At 56.6% G+C, this 19,127-nt stretch carries 19 protein-coding genes; all 19 read right to left on the reverse strand.

Features of this window, described 5'->3' with window-relative positions; genetic code table 11:
* Nucleotides 1-1,461 carry a flagellar hook-length control protein FliK gene (locus EZM41_RS03715; protein ID WP_198469635.1) on the reverse strand — a complete coding sequence of 487 codons (1,461 nt, stop codon included), beginning with the start codon at nt 1,459-1,461 and terminating at the stop codon, nt 1-3.
* 18 nt (nt 1,462-1,479) lie between these two features.
* A complete protein-coding gene (locus EZM41_RS03720) occupies nt 1,480-2,142 on the reverse strand; it encodes a MotE family protein (RefSeq protein WP_198469637.1) in 663 nt (220 codons plus the stop codon).
* A gap of 3 nt (nt 2,143-2,145) precedes the next feature.
* Entirely contained in the window at nt 2,146-2,715 is a 570-nt protein-coding gene (locus tag EZM41_RS14150) for a lytic transglycosylase domain-containing protein (protein ID WP_198469639.1), read from the reverse strand.
* A complete protein-coding gene (locus EZM41_RS03730) occupies nt 2,712-3,176 on the reverse strand; it encodes a hypothetical protein (RefSeq protein ID WP_198469641.1) in 465 nt (154 codons plus the stop codon). Before EZM41_RS03730 ends, EZM41_RS14150 begins: the two co-directional genes overlap by 4 nt.
* A gap of 62 nt (nt 3,177-3,238) precedes the next feature.
* On the reverse strand, nt 3,239-4,564 hold the full coding sequence (gene fliI / locus EZM41_RS03735; protein ID WP_198469643.1) for a flagellar protein export ATPase FliI: 1,326 nt from the start codon (nt 4,562-4,564) through the stop codon (nt 3,239-3,241).
* Nucleotides 4,554-5,384 carry a FliH/SctL family protein gene (locus tag EZM41_RS03740; protein WP_198469644.1) on the reverse strand — a complete coding sequence of 277 codons (831 nt, stop codon included), beginning with the start codon at nt 5,382-5,384 and terminating at the stop codon, nt 4,554-4,556. The genes fliI and EZM41_RS03740 overlap by 11 nt, the downstream gene beginning before the upstream one ends.
* A complete protein-coding gene (fliG, locus tag EZM41_RS03745; RefSeq protein ID WP_198469646.1) occupies nt 5,377-6,390 on the reverse strand; it encodes a flagellar motor switch protein FliG in 1,014 nt (337 codons plus the stop codon). Before fliG ends, EZM41_RS03740 begins: the two co-directional genes overlap by 8 nt.
* 75 nt (nt 6,391-6,465) lie before the next feature.
* Nucleotides 6,466-8,022, reverse strand: coding sequence for a flagellar basal-body MS-ring/collar protein FliF (gene fliF / locus EZM41_RS03750; protein WP_198469648.1), 1,557 nt, complete (start codon nt 8,020-8,022; stop codon nt 6,466-6,468).
* A 33-nt stretch (nt 8,023-8,055) separates the two neighbouring features.
* Complete coding sequence (gene fliE / locus EZM41_RS03755; RefSeq protein ID WP_198469650.1) at nt 8,056-8,361, reverse strand: flagellar hook-basal body complex protein FliE; 306 nt, start codon at nt 8,359-8,361, stop codon at nt 8,056-8,058.
* A 164-nt stretch (nt 8,362-8,525) separates the two neighbouring features.
* Nucleotides 8,526-8,939: a flagellar basal body rod protein FlgC gene (gene flgC / locus EZM41_RS03760; protein ID WP_198469652.1), complete on the reverse strand. Its 414-nt coding sequence runs from the start codon at nt 8,937-8,939 to the stop codon at nt 8,526-8,528.
* Entirely contained in the window at nt 8,939-9,337 is a 399-nt protein-coding gene (flgB, locus tag EZM41_RS03765) for a flagellar basal body rod protein FlgB (RefSeq protein WP_198469655.1), read from the reverse strand. Before flgB ends, flgC begins: the two co-directional genes overlap by 1 nt.
* A gap of 72 nt (nt 9,338-9,409) precedes the next feature.
* Nucleotides 9,410-10,249 (reverse strand): GTP-sensing pleiotropic transcriptional regulator CodY, encoded by an 840-nt coding sequence (codY, locus tag EZM41_RS03770; protein ID WP_198469708.1) that lies wholly within the window; start codon nt 10,247-10,249, stop codon nt 9,410-9,412.
* A gap of 60 nt (nt 10,250-10,309) precedes the next feature.
* Entirely contained in the window at nt 10,310-11,695 is a 1,386-nt protein-coding gene (hslU, locus tag EZM41_RS03775) for an ATP-dependent protease ATPase subunit HslU (protein ID WP_198469710.1), read from the reverse strand.
* 8 nt (nt 11,696-11,703) lie between these two features.
* A complete protein-coding gene (hslV, locus tag EZM41_RS03780; RefSeq protein ID WP_198469657.1) occupies nt 11,704-12,246 on the reverse strand; it encodes an ATP-dependent protease subunit HslV in 543 nt (180 codons plus the stop codon).
* Nucleotides 12,246-13,118, reverse strand: coding sequence for a site-specific tyrosine recombinase/integron integrase (gene xerA, locus EZM41_RS03785; RefSeq protein ID WP_342449225.1), 873 nt, complete (start codon nt 13,116-13,118; stop codon nt 12,246-12,248). Before xerA ends, hslV begins: the two co-directional genes overlap by 1 nt.
* A 17-nt stretch (nt 13,119-13,135) precedes the next feature.
* Nucleotides 13,136-14,479, reverse strand: coding sequence for a methylenetetrahydrofolate--tRNA-(uracil(54)-C(5))-methyltransferase (FADH(2)-oxidizing) TrmFO (gene trmFO / locus EZM41_RS03790; protein ID WP_198469661.1), 1,344 nt, complete (start codon nt 14,477-14,479; stop codon nt 13,136-13,138).
* Nucleotides 14,466-16,532: a type I DNA topoisomerase gene (gene topA / locus EZM41_RS03795; RefSeq protein WP_198469663.1), complete on the reverse strand. Its 2,067-nt coding sequence runs from the start codon at nt 16,530-16,532 to the stop codon at nt 14,466-14,468. The genes trmFO and topA overlap by 14 nt, the downstream gene beginning before the upstream one ends.
* A gap of 19 nt (nt 16,533-16,551) precedes the next feature.
* Entirely contained in the window at nt 16,552-17,628 is a 1,077-nt protein-coding gene (gene dprA / locus EZM41_RS03800; RefSeq protein WP_198469670.1) for a DNA-processing protein DprA, read from the reverse strand.
* Nucleotides 17,612-19,126, reverse strand: coding sequence for a YifB family Mg chelatase-like AAA ATPase (locus EZM41_RS03805; RefSeq protein WP_198469672.1), 1,515 nt, complete (start codon nt 19,124-19,126; stop codon nt 17,612-17,614). The genes dprA and EZM41_RS03805 overlap by 17 nt, the downstream gene beginning before the upstream one ends.
* Between the last annotated feature and the right edge of the window lies 1 nt (nt 19,127).

The raw sequence follows: 19,127 nt of genomic DNA on the forward strand, positions 1-19,127 counted from the left end.
TTAAGCGATCCAGCACAACAATCCTCTATCTAAGTCCAGCTGAAACACGGCACCTTCTACGCCATCTTCTCCGATATGCGGATCCGACGCCTTCTTCCGGCGTCTCTCTTCCGGCTGATCGCCGGACCCTCTGCCCATATCTCCCCCCTTAGCTTCGACCGCGACGTGGGCGAGGTTTATGCCGCTGGACTCGAGCGCGGTCTTCAGGCCTTCCATCTGCCCCCTAAGCGACGCGGCGAGTTCCTGGTTTTCGACCCTGATAAACGCCTCAAGGCCGTCTTTGGACAGTCCGAGGTCTATCTGGATCCTTCCCCACTCCGGAGGCTCCACCGCCACATAAGCCCTATCGATGTTGCCATGGTGTATGAAACGAATCGCGTGACCCAACCCGTTTCCCGTCGCTTCGGCTCCCTCCCCTTCAAGTTCCACAAAAAGCGGTAGAAAGGCTCCGTTTCGACCCAAACCGGTCGTTTCGCCGAGAGGCAAATGGCTGCGATTCGCAAGATTAGGGAACACTTCGGTAAAGCTCCTATTTACGTTTGCAAAATCAGGACGACTGTCGTTTGTCCTCGCCCCGAGCACTTCGACAGGCGCGTTTTTGTGAGCCTTGAAGGTCTCTTGAAAGGCCTTCGACGAAAGGTCTGCCCTTGCCTCGCCGAGTTTCTTTTCGAAAGGCTCGTGACGAGGAGTCAGTCCGGCCGATTCTTCGTCAGACGCAAAACTTCCACTCCTTTGAGGAGGGCTCTCTTGAGTCAATTCCTCTTTTTTAAGAGCAGCCCCTGCCGCAGATCCGACTTCAATGTCCGTTGCCACGCGGCCACCTGTAGAATCGCCGAGAAGTCCGGCTTTGTCTTTTGACCCTTCACCGCCGGGGACAAACACAGCCTTACCATTCCCGTCAGTTTCAACTTCATCAGTCTCGACAAACCCATCCTTTTTCAAACCCTCAGAGAGTTCGCTCACAAAGAGGATGTCTTTTGTGTCGTTGGAATTTACTGCTGCATCTTTAAAAAGGAGCGGGGCGGGCTCTTGAGCTCTCTCGACAGGGATGCCATCGCAACGCTTTTCTGAAACGACCGCACCCCCATCGGCAAGAAGATGCGAAGCTAAAAAAGGCGCTCCTCCTTCGACCTGAAGAGATAACAGAGGATTTATATCGGTTTCTGCAACGTCTTCCTCGCATAACGTTTCGGGAGAGGGCGCCTCGCTGGTCCCTTCTGTCGATTCGGCACCGCCTGCCTCAGCCTCCACGCCGTGTGAGGAAAAAACTGGGGGTAAATTCCCGCTTAAGACCGCAAAGGATTGCGCTTGGGATGTATTTGCCTCATCCAAGCCCAACGCGCACTGAAGGATGGCTAAGAAAGAGGTCTCCTTGCGACTATCTCCGCCGAGCTGTCTTTTCGCCCCACTCTCGGAAGATATCCGGTCGGGCAAACTGAGCAAACCGATAAAGTTTAACATCCTTACCTCCCCATCGTCTCATGGGCCTTCCTTCACCAGCTGCTCCGTCAGCTCGGCCGCCTTGGCCGCATCCATGCGCCCAAGAAGTGAAGCCGCTTGATCCTGCGGCAATGCTTTGAGAACTCTCACCGCCAACTCTTTGGGAAGCCGCGTCAGGATTTCAGAGCCCCTCCGCGGGTTGATCTCCTGAAATATCTGAACGAGTTCCTCGAAAGAGCCGTCATTGCTTGAGGCTGTGCTTCCTTGGGATCCAGAAGCACGCTGCGCTGCCTCTTGAAGTGCAAGCTCTCTTTCCCTGAGTCTCGCCTCTCTCGCTGCGAGATCTTGAGAGGCAGCCTCGATGGCAGCTCTTTGCGCTTCGAGCTCTTTTAGCTTATCAATCACGCTCTTTTCGTATTCTTCGAGCTCGAGCCTGCGCCGCTCGACAGCGGTCAGGGCGTAGCGCTCCGGCACCGACAGCAGTTTTCCGAGACGTCCCCCCAAAACAGGAATGCGCGGCACCGTCGTATAAATTATCGGCCTCAAGTCCGCTACACCTGAGGCGTGAAGGCCAAAAAGCACACCTAAGACCAAAAGAAAAACCAACAACAAGCCAAACCAACGGCTTTTCCTTTTTTTCTTCAGAGGTCGCGGCGAAGCCTCTTTAGGTTCTTGTTCAGCTTGCCCTTCGACTTCGGCCAACGCCTAATCTACCTCCGACTTGGCACAGAGTGAAAGCACCTTTTTCACGTAGGCTTGCGTTTCACGAAATGGAGGGATCCCGCCATGCCTGTCCACGGCGCCGGGGCCGGCGTTGTAGGCGGCAAGAGCCTTTTCCACATCTCCATCATATCTGTCGATCAACTGGGCGAGATACTTGATGCCCCCCTCCAGGTTTTGTATGGGGTCAAAGGGATCGTCCACGCCCAAATGGCTCGCCGTAGCCGGCATAAGCTGCATCAATCCCAAGGCGCCTTTCGGAGACACGGCGCTGGGATTGCCGCCGGATTCCGCCACGATTACGCTGCGCACGAGGTTGGGATCTACGGCATATCGCTTCGCGAGCCCGTCGAGCGTCCTGCTTAAACCATCTTGGTGGTCGCGGCGGACGGCTTCCTCGGAAGGAGCAATGTCCTCCTCGGATTTCCTCAAAGCCTCAGAAAACGCGCGATCGCGCCGTTTATTTTGGAGCCGTTCACTTTGAGGCGCAAACCGCGCCTCTATCTCCTGTATTCTCGACACAACCCTGCAGAGATTCGACAGATCGGGCTTCATGGCCTTCCCTCCATCGCTTTTTTGCTTTGCGAGAAGCGCGAAAGGGCGACTTCGTCGAGATTTTTCTGCTCCTGCGAAAGTCCATCCCTAATTTGATCCTCTTCCATGCGAGACACGAGTTTATCCCACAGGCGAGCCTCCTTGTGCCGCTCGATCAAGCGCTCCTCCAGCGCGGCTATCAGCTTTTGAAGCGCCGAGAGGTTCTTTTTCATATCGGCCAATCGCCCTTGGGCCTCCTCTATTGCCTGCCTTTGAAGCCAAACTTCCTCCAGCGAAGACGACGCAGAGCAAAGCTCGGCAAACGCAATGACCGCCTTTTCTTTTTCGGCCTCAGCATCAGATATAGCGCAGAAGAGCTCCTGCAGTTGACGGCGATACCTTGCGAGCTCTTCTTGAGCGAGGACTTTTTCCTTCTCGCGCACGTCCCGCACTCGTCGAAAGCGATGGATCTTCATTTCCACTTGGGTATCATCTCCAGGGCAAAGTCATCCATTCATATGATCGGAATCTTTACTGCGGAGCGTTAGCTTCGGAGGGCCAGCTTGAGGAGAAGTTTTTTTGTCTCGTCGAAAGAGTAGCGGCCCTCCACCGGCTGTCTTAAAAAATTATTGATCTCGTCGATGCAGGAAATAGCCCAGTCCACTTTCGGGTTGCTCCCAGATCTATAAGCCCCTATCGTTATAAGGTCTTCGGCTTCTTCGTAGATCGCCAAAGCCTCGCGCACGCGGTTTGCAGCCTCGAGGTGTTCTTCTGACACGATGTTGGGCATGACGCGGCTCACGCTGCGCAACACATCAACAGCCGGATAGTGATTCTTCGCAGCGAGGCTTCTGGAAAGCACTATATGGCCATCCAATATGCTCCTTACGGTATCGGCCACCGGCTCGTTCATATCGTCACCTTCGACGAGGACCGTGTATATGCCGGTTATGCTCCCTCTCTCACCGGCTCCGGCCCTCTCGAGCAGTTTGGGGAGAAAGGCGAAGACAGAAGGGGTGTATCCTCTGGTGGCCGGCGGCTCCCCGATTGCCAAACCCACATCGCGCTGAGCCAAGGCGACGCGCGTGACCGAATCCATCAAAAGCAAGACATGGGCACCTCTGTCTCTGAAATATTCCGCAATGGCGGTAGAGGTAAGCGCCCCTTTGAGACGCAACAAAGGCGGTTGGTCTGACGTGGATACCACCACCACGGAACGCTTCAACCCCTCCACGCCCAAGTCTCTTTCTAAGAATTCGCGAACCTCCCTGCCGCGCTCCCCCACGAGGGCGATAACGTTGACGTCAACGGCGGCGTTGCGGGCCATCATGCCCAAGAGCGTGCTCTTCCCCACGCCCGAGCCGGAAAATATCCCTATCCGTTGCCCCCTGCCTATGCTCAAGAGACCATCTATAGATTTAACGCCGACGGGGAGCGGTTCTAAAACTGGCTGCCTTCGCAGCGGGTGGGGGGGGTGATTGTAAAGGGGGCAATAATTCGCCGCCATCACGGGGCCCTTGTCGTCTATAGGGCGCCCTAAGCCATCGAGCACCCTGCCCAACAGATGCGGCCCCACGCGGACCCCTAACGGCTTGCCCATCGCCACAACGTCACAGCCAGGCCCGACATTTTCGATCTCCCCCAACGGCATGAGCAACACGCGCTCCTCGCGGAAACCCACAACTTCGGCTTGAAGGGGGGTGGAGCGACGATCGCGGAAGCGCACCTCACAGAGGTCGCCGATCTGCACATCGGGGCCGCGTGACTCCATCACAATCCCTACCACTTTGGCGACCTTGCCGTTGACCTTGATCAGGTCGACCGCATCGAGGCGAGATTCTATCGCCTCCCACAAAACCTCAGGACCCATTGAAAGCTCGACCCTCCAGCAACACCTTATCCAATTCTTGGCTTATCTGCTCGAGCTGGGTTCTCCACCTGGCGTCGTAAACGCCCAAGTTGGTCTCGACCACACAGCTGCCCCTATCCACGTTGTCGTCGGGTATAAACTCGAGGTGCTTGACGCCCCTCAAAAGCTCGGCAAGTTCGTCGCTGTGAGACTCCGCGTAAGTCAGATCCGACGGGTTGAGATAAACCAGTATGCGCTCCTTATCGCTCGCGCGAGCCAGTATTTCCCTCAAGACCCTCAACACCACCCCTTCGTCCAGGGAGACCCCCTGGAAGAGCAAGCGCGACAGGATCTTTTCCCATAAGCGCACGAGCTTCGCCTCGTTGGCGATGAGCAGTACATCGAGAGATTTTTTCAGCTCCTCGTGTACCGATTCGAGCAAGCCCACCAGGGAAGAGATTTTCTTTATATTTTCCTCGCGAACCGCTTCTATAGCTTCAATCTTGCCCTGTTCGGCCCCTCGGCGATACCCCTCTTCATATCCCTCTCTGAGCGCCTTTTCTTTCAGTTTTTCCGCCTCTTGAGATATCTTGAGCGTCATATCCCGCCGCTCGGCTTCGAGCTTCTTCTTTTCCCCATCGAGTTCCGTCTTTAAGGCGGCGTTCTCCCGCCTGAGCTGCTCTATAGTTTTTCTCAGGGTCGCCTCTTCTTCATCTTTTTCCCCATTGACCTTTTCGGCAGGACGAAGGTCTGCCTGTTGCCCATTCAACGAGGTCACCTTGACAGCCTGTGGGATCAACCTTACGGCTTTCAACAGCTTAGGGGAGAGATGGTCAGACAATGAGCTCCTCCTCTCCACCGCGGGATATTATGATCTCTCCGGCCTCCTCGAGCGCTCTGACCACGTTTACGACCTTCTGTTGCGCCTCTTCCACGTCTCTCACGCGCACCGGCCCCATGTACTCCATGTCCTCCCTGAGCATCTCAGCAGCACGATGAGACATATTCTTGAAAAACTTCTGGCGCAATTCCTCGGATGCACCTTTGAGCGCCAAGGCCAAATCTTTCATGTCCACCTCTCGCAAAGCCCGCTGCAGCGAGCGGTCGTCCAAGGACAATATATCCTCGAAAACGAAGAGGCGCTTCTTTATCTCCTCGGCCAGCTCGGGATCTCGCTCCTCCAGGCCTTCCATTATGTTCTTCTCCGTGCCGCGGTCGACGCGGTTTATTATCTCGACGATGCTATCCAGACCGCCGGCGAGGGTGAAATCCTGCCCGGCCACGGTAGAGAGTTTACGCTCTAACACTCTCTCCACTTCCCTCAAAACATCAGGGGCGATGCGATCCATTTTGGCTATGCGGCGGGCCACTTCGGCCTGCACGCCTGGGGAAAGACCGCTCAACACTTGCGCAGCCTGCTCCGGCTCGAGGTAGGAAAGTATGAGGGCAATGACCTGGGGATGCTCGCCTTGTATGAAGCCCAAAAGCTGTTGTGGATCGCTGTGGCGCACAAAGTCGAAGGGCCTGACCTGCAAGCTCGCCGTGACCCTCCTCAGGACCTCCTGGGCCCGATCGGCACCTAAGGCCTCCTCGAGCAGAGCCCGAGCGTACTCGACGCCTCCCTGGCTGATATATTCCCGCGCCATCAGTATCTCTTGCGCTTCCTTCAATACATCAACCTTGAGTTCAGGATCCACCCTTCTGATGCCCGCAATCTCTATCGTGAGCATCTCAATCGTGGACTCGTCGAGATTTTTGTACACCTGGGCGGCCAACTCCGGACCCAAGGCTATGAGGAAAATAGCCGCTTTCTCCCGTCCTTTGAGGTCTCTCCCCTTTTTGGCCATAACACAAAGGCCCCTTCCTTAGTTAATGAACAGAACATGCTGGCAATTGTTTAACATAATATTTGCCAAGGGCAATTATACATCCTCCAGAAGCCAATTCTGAACCAACTCAGCGATCTCCTCAGGTCTCTGTCTGGCATATTCTTTCAACTGCTCCTCTATCACAGCAGCCTCGCCGCGGACCTGCATCAGCTCAGGCCTCTCTATAAGTTCGCGAAGCGACGGAGCGCCCTCTTTTCGTTCAGGAGCGGCTTTCGGCTTTGCCGCCCTGCGTCTCCACCAGAAAAAGGTCGCGATCCCGATCAAGGCGATGGCAGCGATCAAGAGTATGAAAAATATCATTCGCTCGCGGCGCTCCCTCTGGAGTTGCGCCATGATTGCATCCATCCAAGATGTGGAAAAGTTCATCGCCTGGACGACGAGCTGGTCTCCGCGCCCTTCGTCGAAGCCTATAGCCGCGGCCACGGTGGAACGCAACTCTCCCAACGCTTCCTCCGCAAGTTCGCCATCGATCAACACCGAAGCGGAAAGCCTTTTAACGGAGCCGGGCGTGTAAACCTGCTCCTGTTCGCGGGTCGTGATCTCGTAATTCCTTATGGTATCGCTCTTGTTGTACTCGCTCGGTCCTACCCGCTGAGCGGTCACCACGTAACCCGGTATGTTGGTAGTGGTCCCTGGCGCACCGCCGGGCGGCGTGCCAGGACCAACGTAGCTTTCCTCCGAAGCCTGCTCGCTTCGGACCACGCCCCTCCCGCCAGCTCCAGGGATATATTCCGTGACGAAGTCTCGCTTTTTGCCGAAATCTAACTCCACCCTCACGCGGACTACGGCTTTCCCTGGCCCGAAGACTTGCTCCAACATCTGCTTGACCTTGCGCTCCAGTTCCATCTCTTGGCGGCGCTCCAACTCTCTTTGGACGGACGAAACAGCTCGGCCAGCATTGTCAACATAGACGAAGGTATCCGAATCGATCAGTTCCGATAGCATATTGCCGGAGGTATCTACGACGGTGATGTTTTCGGGGTGCAGCCCCTGCACACTGTGGGCCACCAAATGCACGATGGCCTTCACCTGTTCGGGGCCAACCTTGCTTCCTCTCTTTACACCCACGAGGACGGAAGCGCTGGACGGCTCCTGCTCTTTCAGGAAGAGGCGCTGCTCTGGGATAACTATGGTCACCCTTGCGAAGTCGATCGCCTCCATGCGCCCTATGGTCCGAGATAGCTCCCCCTCGAGGGCTCTTATATAGGAGATGCGCTGCTGGAAGTCCGTCATACCCATCTTCGCCTGGTCAAAGATCTCAAAACCCACCACGCCGCCTCTGGGCAACCCTTGCTGTGCCAGGGAAAGACGCATTTCGTAAACCATATCCTCAGGTACAAGTACGGCGTTGGCGGCGGAATCGAGCTTATACGGGACATTGCGTTCGCGCAGATAAGAAAGTATAGCCGCTTGATCTTCCACCTCAAGGCCGGCAAATAGCGGCTCGTATTTGCCTCTGCCGGTTGCGATCAACAAAATCAAAAGGACAAAAATGAGCGCCCCGGCCCCCATGATAGAATAGCGTTGCCACGGGGAAAGCGACGCCCATGTGGCTTTTAGCCGTGCAAAAAGCTCCTTAAGCCTCTCCATAACACTTACTATATCAGCAAAGGGACAATAATTCTATACCGGCATGCGGGCAAGTTGTTGATAGGCATCTACCAGCTTATTCCTGATTTCCACCAGAAGGCGCAATGCGACCTCGGCCTCCTGGACTGCGATGACCACCTGGGAGATGTCCTCCGCTTCTCCGGTGGCCAGCTTTCCGATCCCCTCATCCGCAGTGAGCTGAAGGTCGTTAACCCTTTGTAGGTTGTCCTTGAGTAATTTTTCGAAACCTTTTTCCCCTTTTGAATCGCTCCCGGCTCCGACCAACCTTGCATCATTATTGAAATGAAATTGTGATAAATCCACCCTGACCTCTTTCATCTTTTAACCGAGCCTCCTCGTGGTTAGGCCTAAGGGTTAAAGTATAATCTGAGGACAAGCACTCTCGCCCCCCCCTTTGGCCTCAATTTCTCTCGGTTTGAGTAGGACTTTTTAACTATATTTTACTCCGGGAAGCGGGGGTTGACCTTGCCGAATAAGGTCTGTTAGGCTCGCAGCACCTCAAGCGCGCTATTCCACATGCTCTGGGCCGTTTCCACGACGGCGAGATTCGCTTCGTAGGCTCGACTTGCCACCATCATGTCTGCCATCTCGCGGATCACGTTCACGTTTGGATAAGCGACATACCCTTCGGCGTTGGCGTCCGGGTGGTCAGGTTGGTAAACGTATCGCGGCGGCAGGTCATCGTCTGTAATCTGCTCCACCCTTACACCGGCGGGGGAAGCATCTAAAGCCTCATCCAGGCGCTCTGCAAATATCGGAACCTTGCGTACGTACGGCCCACCTTCGGGCGTGCGCGTAGTGTTGGCGTTAGCCATATTCTGAGAAATGAGCTCCATCCAAAGCCTGTGAGCGGTCAAAGAGCTGCCCGCTATTTCAAGCGGGCGAAATATGCGCATTACACCCCACCTCCCATAACCGTCTTATAAGAAGCCGCCTTGCGCGCTAACAGGCGGAATAACGCTTGGTAAGACATGCGCGTCTCGGCGAGCTTTGCCATTTCGATATCGATGTCCACGCCGTTTCCATCCCACCGCACGAGTTCGCCGAGAGCTTTTTTCTCGACGGGTCTTACCGCTTCTATACTCTCCGGTAGCGTAGAGATATGGCGGGGATCGGTGGTAGTCAACGGCAACCTCTCGGGACCGTGCAACAAACGGCTCAATTGATCCTCAAACGTGACCTCCCTCCGCGCGTATGCGGGGGTGTCTATATTGGCGAGGTTCTGCGCAGTCGCCTCCAAGCGCCTCGAGAGCCCACCTATGCTTACTTTCGCTGCCGCCCAAGCCTTATCCATGAAAGATGCCTCCACAGCTAAGATAAAAGACGAGGATCATACTTCCTGTTTCGACCATCAAAGGAGGAGGCTTTAAGAGCGCCCTTCAGCTATGCCCAATTCCTCCAAAAGGAGCGGGAGAAGGACCTTGATGTATGTGCCCTTCATCCCCAAGCTGCGGCACTCCAATACGCCGGCGCTCTCGAGTTTCCTCAAGGCGTTTACGATTACGCTCCGCGTGAGGCCGAGCCTGTCGGCGATGCGACTTGCAACCACCACACCCTCGGAAGCGTCGAGCTCCCGGATGATATGTTTAACCGACTCGACTTCCGAGTACGAAAGGGCGCGCAGCGCCATTTGAACGGCGAATCGCTCTCTGGCCCTCTCCTCGATCGAGCGCGTGCGCTCGTGGAGCATCTCTATGCCCACGGCAGTGGCCAGGTATTCCCCCAAGACCAGATCGCGCGCATCGAAGGGTGAGCCGAAGCGAGCCAAGATGAGCGTTCCGATGCGCTCCGAGCCGCTGTAGATCGGCACATAGACTACGTGCTTGTTCGGATAAATGCATGGCGCGTCGGCATAGGCGCAAAGGCCGTAGTCTGAGTGATTCAAGACGGATTCGTGATGCTGGTTTAGTCTATCGACATAGCTCTCCGGCATGGCGCCGACCTCCAACAGGCCGACCATGGTCGGACAGTTGTATTCGCTGAGCCACGCATAACCCAATACCTTTCCTTGGCGATCGATGATATAGGTGTTGGCCGTAGAGAGATCGCAGAGGAGCTTGGCCAACTTTTGATAATCGGGGCTTGCTCCGTCCTTCCTGTTTTGCAGGGCCCTGCTCACCATTCGCGTCTTGTCCAACAGATCCTCCATCGCTGAAAGGTCCGAGATCTTCGGCCGCGCCTCCAATAATTCCTTCGGAGTTTCCATGCTCATCGTCTCATCTCCTTTTCCATAAAAGACTTTTCCATAAAAGAAAAGAGCTGGTTATTATAGCAGGTATTTCCTGAGGTCGGAACTCTGAATCAGGGGTTCGAGCCTCTCTCTCACGAAGGCCGCATCGACGAGGACCTCTGACCCCTCGAGCTCCGGAGCCTTAAAGCTCACGTCTTCCAAAAGCTGCTCCATAACGGTGTGCAAACGCCTGGCGCCGATGTCTTCCATCTCGGCATTCATCTTGGCTGCGATATTCGCTATCTCCGCTACGGCATCTTCGCTAAAGTTTATAGATACGCCCTCGGTCCCGAGCAGGGCTTTGTACTGGCGCAGAAGGCTGTTTTCAGGTTCTGTTAGGATCCTGCCCAGGTCGCCTTCGTTTAAAGGAGACAGCTCCACTCTGATGGGGAAGCGCCCTTGGAGTTCCGGCACGAGATCGGAGGGTTTGACTCTATGAAAGGCACCGGCTGCGATAAAGAGGATGTAATCCGTCTTAACAGGTCCATACTTCGTCATGACGGTCGAACCCTCTACGATGGGAAGCAGATCGCGCTGAACCCCCTCTCGGCTCACGTCGGGGCCGTGCTGCGCTCCGTCTTGCGAAGCAACCTTGTCCAACTCGTCCAGAAAGACGATTCCCTCCTCCTGCACCTTTGTCAACGCCTCCTGGACGACGCTTTCCATATCTATGAGTTTTTCCGCTTCCTCCGCTTGAAGCAAAACGCGAGCGGAGGACACTGACATCCGCTTGCGTTTCATTCGCTTGGGAAGGAGGTTTCCCAGCATCTCGCTCAAATTTATTCCCATCTCGTCCAAGCCGACCCCTAAGATGGGCACATTCGCCACAGCGCTCTCTGCGACCTCTACCTCTACCTCGCGCGTATCGAGCTTGCCAGCGCGCAACATCTCCCGCAGCCGCTCCCGCGTGCCGCTGTCTTCCCTTTCCTTGGGCGATTCTGCCCTCTCCTGGACTCCGCCCATGAGGACCTTGACGAAATCCTGCATGCTCTCCTGCTTGCGCGGAAGCGGGAGGAGGAGGTCCAAGAGCCTCTCTTCGGCTCGCTCCGCCGCCGCCGATTGAACGGCCTCCATATGGCGAGCCTTTACCATGTGCACGGCCACCTCGACGAGGTCGCGGATCATAGACTCCACGTCGCGTCCGACATATCCCACCTCTGTGAATTTCGTAGCCTCCACCTTCACGAAAGGAGCATTGACCAACGCGGCCAGGCGCCTTGCGATCTCCGTCTTTCCTACGCCGGTGGGACCGATCATCATGATGTTCTTGGGGATCACCTCTTCGGCGACCTTAGGATCGAGCCGTTTTCTCCTGAGCCTATTCCTCAGCGCTACGGCCACAGCACGCTTTGCCTTAACTTGACCCACTATGTATCTATCGAGGTAAGCGACGACCTCGGCCGGCGTCAAATCCTCGTACATGATAGAGGTCACTGATCTATCACCTCCAAGACGATGGCGTCGTTGGTGTAAATGCAGATTTGGGAAGCGATCTCAATGGCTCTGCGGGCGATGCGCTCCGCCTCCCAATCGGATGCCTCGAGCAACGCCCTCGCCGCAGCCAGGGCAAAGCCGGAACCGGAGCCTATAGACGCCACGTCGCCCTCCGGCTCTATGACATCGCCCGAGCCGGACAACAGCAGCGTCTCTTCTCTGTCGGCCACGAGCATGAGCGCCTCGAGCCTCCTCAAAGCTCTGTCGAGCCGCCATTCCTTGACGAGGTCGACGGCGCTTTTGGTGAGGTTGCCCTTGTTCTCTTCCAGGCGGCGTTCAAAGCGTTCGAGCAACGTCATGGCATCCGCCGTGCTGCCGGCAAATCCGGCCAGGACTCTCCCATCATAGAGGCGCCTCACCTTGCGCGCCCCTTCTTTGACGATCTGATCTCCCATCGTCACCTGCCCGTCTCCAGCCATAGCGACACGGCCATTCCTCCGCACCGATACTATAGTCGTGCCCTTAAAATTTACGTTCATCACTCCACCTCCGCGCGCGGATGAGCCGCGACGTAACTCCTTTTCAATTGATCCGTGGTAATCTTCAGATAGCGCTGTGTGGTAACCAAGCTCTCGTGGCCCAGGAGCTCCTGTAAAACGCGCAGATTTGCGCCGTGCTCAAGCATGTGAGTGGCAAAGCTATGGCGCAGGACATGCGGTGTAACACCCGATAGGCCAACGCTTTGAGCCAGCTTCGTCACGACCCTGTGTGCCGTCCTCACCGTCATGCGCCCGCTGCCTTGCCCAGGAAAGAGCGGTCCGGCGCTTGCGCCAATCTCCTCCCTCCAAGCGAGAAGCGCCTGCACGGCATATCGCCCCATGGGAACGAGCCTCTCCTTGTCTCCTTTGCCTCTGACCCTGATCCACCGCTCTTCCAAATCTATATCTTCCCAGTCGAGAGCAATGAGTTCGGCCACGCGCAGGCCAGAGCCGTAGAGCAGCTCCAAGATAACTCTGTCGCGACGAACCGTCTCTCCCCTGGGACCTTCCTCCAGGAGGCGCTTCACGTCATCGTAGGCCAATGCGCGCGGTAAGCGCTGGGGAAGCCTCGGCCCCCTCACGCCGGCGGTCGGGTCTTTCTCGAGGACACCGCTTCTGATAAGGTAGTCGACCCAGCTGCGGACCGAGGAGAGTTTTCTGGCCGCTGAAGCCTGGGCATATCCATAGCTCATCATTTCCCTCAAAAAGGCCCTCACGTGAGATGCCGTTATCTCGAGGGGAGATGATATCCCTTGCGCCGATAAGTAGTCGACGAACTGGTTCAGATCTACGGAGTAGTTAGTAATGGTGTTTTCTGAACGACCGCGGCTATATTTTATATATTCTAAAAAGGCATCTACAAAGGTGCACAATTCCTCCGCCATGAAAGTTAGTTTATCACAACTTCCTCAAATATGATCGAATATTCTGCCATAAATTTTTCCAAAGCCGTCAAAGCGCGCCGTGCTACGGCCTCGCAACGCTTCATGCGGTCGCGAACCTTTGTCCCTAAGGGAGGGAAGATCCCCAAGTTGACGTTCATCGGCTGGAAGTTATCGGCTCTGGCATTTCTAATATAGTGAAGCAACGAGCCTATAGCGGTCTCCTTCGGCCACTGTGGCACGGGGAGGCCCAAGAGGGCAGAATAGGCGCTGATGGCGGCCACGAGCCCCATCGCCGTGCTCTCCGTGTAGCCCTCGACCCCCACGATCTGCCCGGCAAGGTATACATCTTGCCTGGCGCGTAAGCTCAAATTCTCATTGAGGACGAGAGGGGCATTCACATATACATTGCGATGCATGACACCGAAGCGGACGAATTCGGCCTTCTGCAGGCCGGGGATCATCCTGAAGACGCGCTCCTGCTCGCTCCATTTCAAATTCGTCTGGAAGCCGACCAAACTATAAAGCGTCCCTTCTGCGTCCTCACGCCTCAATTGGACGACGGCATAGGGCATCCTCCCGCTCTTGGGGTCAACAAGCCCCACGGGGCGCATAGGCCCGTAGCGCAGGACATCGCGCCCTCTTTCCGCCATCACCTCTATAGGAAGACATCCCTCGAAGTAGCGTTCGTCCCGCTCGAAAGAATGGAGTGGGGCCCGCTCCGCAGAGGATAGCGCCTCCCAAAAGCGTTGATACTCCGCCTCGTCCATCGGGCAGTTGAGATAATCTTCGCCCTCTCCATAACGGTTGCCTTTGAAGACCACGGCGAAATCGACGCTCTCGGCCGTCACAATGGGAGAAACGGCGTCGAAAAAATACAGAAAGTCCCTTCCTACGAGGCGCCGCAAGGCCTCTGACATGGAATCCGACGTAAGCGGCCCTGTGGCTATTATCGCAAGCCCTTCGGGTATGTCTTTTACCTCCTCGCGGACGACCTCAACCAGTGGACAGGAGGCCAACGCTTCGGAGACTGAAATGGCAAAGCGGTTTCTGTCTACCGCCAACGCCTTGCCGGCGGGCACCCGACTCTCATCGGCACAACGCATGATGAGACTTCCAATGCGCCTCAACTCCGCCTTTAGGATGCCGGCTGGGCTCGTCAACAGATCTGCGCCGAGCGAGTTGCTGCAGACGAGCTCGGCCAAGTGTCCAGTCTTGTGAGCCGGCGTGAGGCGATTCGGACGCATCTCATAAAGCCTAACAGGAATGCCCCTGCGGGCCAGTTGGTAAGCAGCCTCAGACCCCGCCAGGCCACCCCCTATGATCGCGATCGGCGCTTTAGGCAATTTCATCAGCCAACCCCTTGTGGCCACAAGAACTGCACGTGGGGGTTTTAGACCTTCCCTTCAAGACCACATATCCGCCGCAGGCCGGACATCGCTCGCCCGTGGGCGGGTCCCAAGACGTGAATTTGCAATCGGGATAGCGTGAGCAGCCGTAAAAGGTGCGCCCTTTTTTGCTCTTCCTGCGCACCACCTTACCGTCACCGCAGACAGGGCAAGATACGCCTATTTCCTGCAAGATCGGCCGAGTATAAGTGCACTTAGGATACGCGGAGCAGGCCACAAACTCCCCATAACGGCCGCGCTTCACCACCAACGGGGCGCCGCACTGCGGGCACGCCTCGCCTACGGCCCGATCGGGCAAAGAGACAGATTCAGCTGCGCGCTTCACTTCCGAGAGGACCTTGGAAAAGCGGTTCCAGAAGTCTTTGATGACTTTAAGCCATTCCACGTTTCCGCCTTCCACCTGATCCAACTGCTCTTCCATCTGGGCGGTGAAGGAGACATCGACCACGTCCGGAAAGTGACGCACTAAAAAGTCGTTCACCACTCTGCCCAATTCTGTTGGGATCAACTTTTTATCATCGCTTTTGGCCACATAATCACGATCGTATAGCGTCTGCACTATGACGGCATAGGTGGAAGGACGACCGATCCCCTTCTCTTCGAGGACTTTCACCAGGCTGGAATCGCTATACCGAGCTGGAGGTTTGGTGAAGCGCTGTTCCTTGTGCACATCTCCTTGTCTCAGGAGTTCACCCTCTTTGGCAGGCGGCACTTCATCTTCCTTGAGGTCGAGCGGCCAGAGTGCACCCCACCCCTCGAAGAGGAGCGTCGCTCCGGACTGCTTCAACGAATAAGGCCCGGCTTCGACGACGATCGAACTACGAGCGATCGAACTCGGCGCCATTTGACTCGCCACGAACCTGCGCCAAATGAGGTCGTAAAGCCTGAACTGGTCTCTGGTAAGGTCTTCTTTGACGGAGCCAGGAGTGAGCGCCACGTCGGTGGGCCTTACGGCCTCGTGCGCATCTTGGGTGCGCCCTTTGGAGACGTAATAATGGGGCTTTTGGGGGAGATATTTGTCGCCAAAGGCAGCGCCTATGTAACTTCGCACGCTCTCTATCGCCTCGGCAGCAACCCTGAGGCTGTCAGTGCGCATATACGTGATGAGGCCAAGGGGGCCCCTGCCCTTTATATCGACGCCCTCGTAAAGGCTCTGGGCCACCCGCATCGTCCTCTGCGGCGAAAACCCCAAGCGCCTCGCCGCCTCTTGCTGCAATGTGCTCGTCTTAAAGGGGGGAAGGGGGCTCCTCTTACCCTCTTTGCTCGTGAAGGAGCGCACGACGAGGGCGAGGCCTTTTAGGCTTTTTTCTATCGCTTCGGCTTCCGATTCGCTTTTTACGACGAGCGCCTTGCCGTCCTTCTTCTCCAGGCGGAGCAGATAAGATCTGCCGTCATCGGATGTAGCCTCTACGTCCAAAAGCCAATACTCCTCCGGGCGGAAAGCCTCTATCTCGGCTTCTCTCTCGCATATGAGGCGCAGGGCGACGGATTGCACGCGTCCCGCCGACAGCCCGGAGCGCACCTTACTCCATAACAAGGGGCTTAGGCTATACCCAACGAGGCGATCCAAAAGCCGCCTGGCCTGTTGGGCATAGACCTTGTCCATGTCTATAGCCTGGGGGTTTTTGACCGCCTCCTTGACCTCTTTCGCCGTGATCTCGTACATGCGTATCCTGCAAGGCGCATCCGAGTCTATGTTCAAAAGTTCGGCGAGGTGCCAGGCGATCGCCTCCCCCTCCCTGTCCGGGTCGGAGGCTATAAGCATCCGATCGGCCTTCGACGAAGCTTCCCTCAGTTCCTTTACGATCTTGCCCTTGCCGCGCACGAGTATGTACTCCGGTTTGAAATCTTCATCTATATCGACGCCCATGCGGCTCTTCGGGAGATCTCTCACGTGCCCCATGCTTGCCTTCACTACATATCGCTGGCCCAGGATCTTTTTTAGCGTGCGAGCCTTGGCCGGCGATTCCACAATCACCAGCGTATTAGATGGCATATACGTTTCACCCCAAGCGTCATCGGATGGCACTCCAGCGGCCGGGGCCCGAAGAAGCGACTAGCCCTTTCGCTGTCAACATGCCTAACGCCAACATTGCGTCGGCGGCGCCCATTTTAGCCTCTGATGCGATATTGTCAACCGTCCGCTCTCCTCTTTCTTTAAGCATCGAGTAGACGAGCTCTTCCTCTGCCGAAAGCTCTTCCATTTGTGGCTCGTCCTCGAGGATGACGTCTCCTCCCAAAAGCGAGCAGAATGCAGGGATGTCGATCAAAGGTTGAGCGCCGTCAAAGATCAGCAAATTGGAGCCGCGGCATACCTCTTCGTCTACCCGCCCTGGGACGGCCCATAAATCCCTGCCTATTTCCATTGCTATTCTTGCTGTTATCATGGCACCGCTTCTTTGTGGTGCTTCAACTACCACCACGCTCCTCGAAATACCGGCGATGATGCGATTGCGCTTGGGGAAACGCCACGGCCTCGCTTGAGACGAAAGCGGATATTCGCTGACCAATAAACCGGATTCCCTTAAGCGCTCGAAGAGGCGCCTGTTCGAACTCGGATAGATACAATCCACCCCTGTGCCGAGCACGGCTATGCTGCTTCCGCCGGCCTCCAAAGCCGCCTCTTGAACCGCACAATCTATGCCGTAGGCGCCGCCGCTCACCACGACGAAGCCTGCGGCGGCGAGCTCTCTGCCCAGCTCCTTAGCGACGCGGAGGCCATAGGTTGACGGCCTTCTGGTTCCCACGACTGCAACACCGCCATCGTCCAAGGGGGATGTCCCCCAGAGGTAGAGCAAAAGGGGCGGCGACGACAGATCCAAAAGCCCCTTCGGGTAGCGCCCATCCCCGAAGCAGACAACGTCGACTTTAAGTTTTAGGCACTTCTCCCATTCGCGCTCAGCCCATCCGCCGCACTGCAGATTCGACCACGCACTCATCGACGATTCACCGGCGCCGAGCACACCAAGCAGCGTAGGCGCCTCCAATATATCCTCGGGCTTTATGCCCCTCTGCGCGAGGGCCTCTATCGCGCGCCCATCGAAGCACTGGCACGCGTTGAGGAGCAAAAAGGCCTTAAGACGGGCGTCCATATATGTTGACTCCCTCTCTGTAGGCGAGGGCCTCAGCGACGTGGGATGCGCCTACACATTCTTCCCCCGCCAGATCCGCCACGCTCCTCGCTACCCTCAAGATCCTCGTAAAACCCCTGCCCGAGAGGCGAGAGCGCCCCATCGCCGACCTCAGAAAAGCCCTCGCCTCTTTTTTTATGTGCGCCTCTTTGCGGAGGAGCGCTTCCGGCACCTCGGCATTGGATCGTATGTCCCACGCCTTCCATCTCTCTATTTGTATCTCACGCGCCCTTTCGACGCGCTTCCTCACAGAAGCGCTGTCCTCTGCCGACGGCTCAACGGCCATCAGCTCATCGGGCGAGAGCCGAGGGACGCTGATCTGCATATCTATGCGATCTAATATTGGGCCAGAAAGCTTCCTTTGGTATCGCTCGAGTTCGCCCGGTGAACATCGACAAGGGAACTCGGGGTCTCCGAAGTTGCCACAGGGGCATGGGTTGCAAGCCAGGGCCAGTAGCACCTGAGCCGGATATGTGACGCTCCCGGAAGAGCGGCTCACCACGATCTTTCCGTCTTCGAGGGGTTGGCGCATGGCTTCTATGAGATCGCGTCTGAACTCCGTAAATTCGTCCAAAAAGAGAACGCCTCTGTGGGCCAAACTGATCTCGCCTGGCTGCAGGGCATTCCCTCCTCCGCACACGGCTACGGTGCTGGCTGTGTGGTGGACGGATCGAAAGGGACGGGCCCTGCCTCCGTCGAAGGAAAGTCCCCTTGCGCTGTATATCAGGAGTACCTCGAGCAGCTCTTCATCGGAGAGGGGCGGAAGGATGCCCTTCAGGGCGCGGGCCAGCATGGTCTTCCCCGAGCCGGGAGGACCGACCATGAGCAGGTTGTGATGTCCTGCAGCGGCGATCTCCATGGCCCTCTTGGCTCCGGCTTGCCCTTTTATATCGGCTAAGTCCACATCCACCTCGATCTCCTGCAGCGCCGGCATGCGGTGTTCGATCGGCCGCAGCGCCGCCTCTCCTCTCAAAGCTTCGATCAACTCCGCTATGTGGGAGATTGCATAGGCTTCGACCCCCTTGACCAGGGAGACCTCGTGGGCGTTCTCCCGAGGGATGTAGAGCGGAAGCGAAAGTTTGCGCGCCAACAGAGCAGCCGGCACGGCACCTTTTGCCCTACGCAGGCGTCCGTCAAGGGCAAGCTCTCCGACGAAAACGGCAGGTCGACCGGAAACAGGGACGGATCCAACCTGCTTGGCCATCTCGATTGCGATGGGCAGATCCAACAGGGCCCCCTCCTTGGGAAGGTCGGCAGGAGCGAGGTTCACCGCTATCCTCCCCCTTAGCGATATGCCGATAGAGCGCAGGGCAGCCCGAACCCGCTCTTTTGCCTCCCTGACTGCCGCGTCTGGCAGACCCACAATAGAGATGGCAAATAGCCCGCCAGTGACTTCGACTTCGACCTCCACGGCTACAGCCTCAATGCCCCGAAGCGTTATCCCTAAGGCTTTGCTCAAA

Origin of the sequence: Acetomicrobium sp. S15 = DSM 107314 (assembly GCF_016125955.1) — a bacterium.
Lineage (GTDB): Bacteria > Synergistota > Synergistia > Synergistales > Thermosynergistaceae > Thermosynergistes > Thermosynergistes pyruvativorans.

Excerpts from the sequence above, each read along its gene's own strand:
- topA (WP_198469663.1), bottom strand. The coding sequence starts at position 16,532 with ATGCCATCTAATACGCTGGTGATTGTGGAATCGCCGGCCAAGGCTCGC.
- flgC (WP_198469652.1), bottom strand. The coding sequence starts at position 8,939 with ATGCGCATATTTCGCCCGCTTGAAATAGCGGGCAGCTCTTTGACCGCT.
- fliE (WP_198469650.1), bottom strand. The coding sequence starts at position 8,361 with ATGAAAGAGGTCAGGGTGGATTTATCACAATTTCATTTCAATAATGAT.
- flgB (WP_198469655.1), bottom strand. The coding sequence starts at position 9,337 with ATGGATAAGGCTTGGGCGGCAGCGAAAGTAAGCATAGGTGGGCTCTCG.
- dprA (WP_198469670.1), bottom strand. The coding sequence starts at position 17,628 with ATGGACGCCCGTCTTAAGGCCTTTTTGCTCCTCAACGCGTGCCAGTGC.
- codY (WP_198469708.1), bottom strand. The coding sequence starts at position 10,249 with ATGGAAACTCCGAAGGAATTATTGGAGGCGCGGCCGAAGATCTCGGAC.
- EZM41_RS03715 (WP_198469635.1), bottom strand. The coding sequence starts at position 1,461 with ATGTTAAACTTTATCGGTTTGCTCAGTTTGCCCGACCGGATATCTTCC.
- fliG (WP_198469646.1), bottom strand. The coding sequence starts at position 6,390 with ATGGCCAAAAAGGGGAGAGACCTCAAAGGACGGGAGAAAGCGGCTATT.
- hslU (WP_198469710.1), bottom strand. The coding sequence starts at position 11,695 with ATGTACGAGGATTTGACGCCGGCCGAGGTCGTCGCTTACCTCGATAGA.
- EZM41_RS14150 (WP_198469639.1), bottom strand. The coding sequence starts at position 2,715 with ATGAAGCCCGATCTGTCGAATCTCTGCAGGGTTGTGTCGAGAATACAG.
- hslV (WP_198469657.1), bottom strand. The coding sequence starts at position 12,246 with ATGAACGTAAATTTTAAGGGCACGACTATAGTATCGGTGCGGAGGAAT.
- fliF (WP_198469648.1), bottom strand. The coding sequence starts at position 8,022 with ATGGAGAGGCTTAAGGAGCTTTTTGCACGGCTAAAAGCCACATGGGCG.
- trmFO (WP_198469661.1), bottom strand. The coding sequence starts at position 14,479 with ATGAAATTGCCTAAAGCGCCGATCGCGATCATAGGGGGTGGCCTGGCG.
- fliI (WP_198469643.1), bottom strand. The coding sequence starts at position 4,564 with ATGGGTCCTGAGGTTTTGTGGGAGGCGATAGAATCTCGCCTCGATGCG.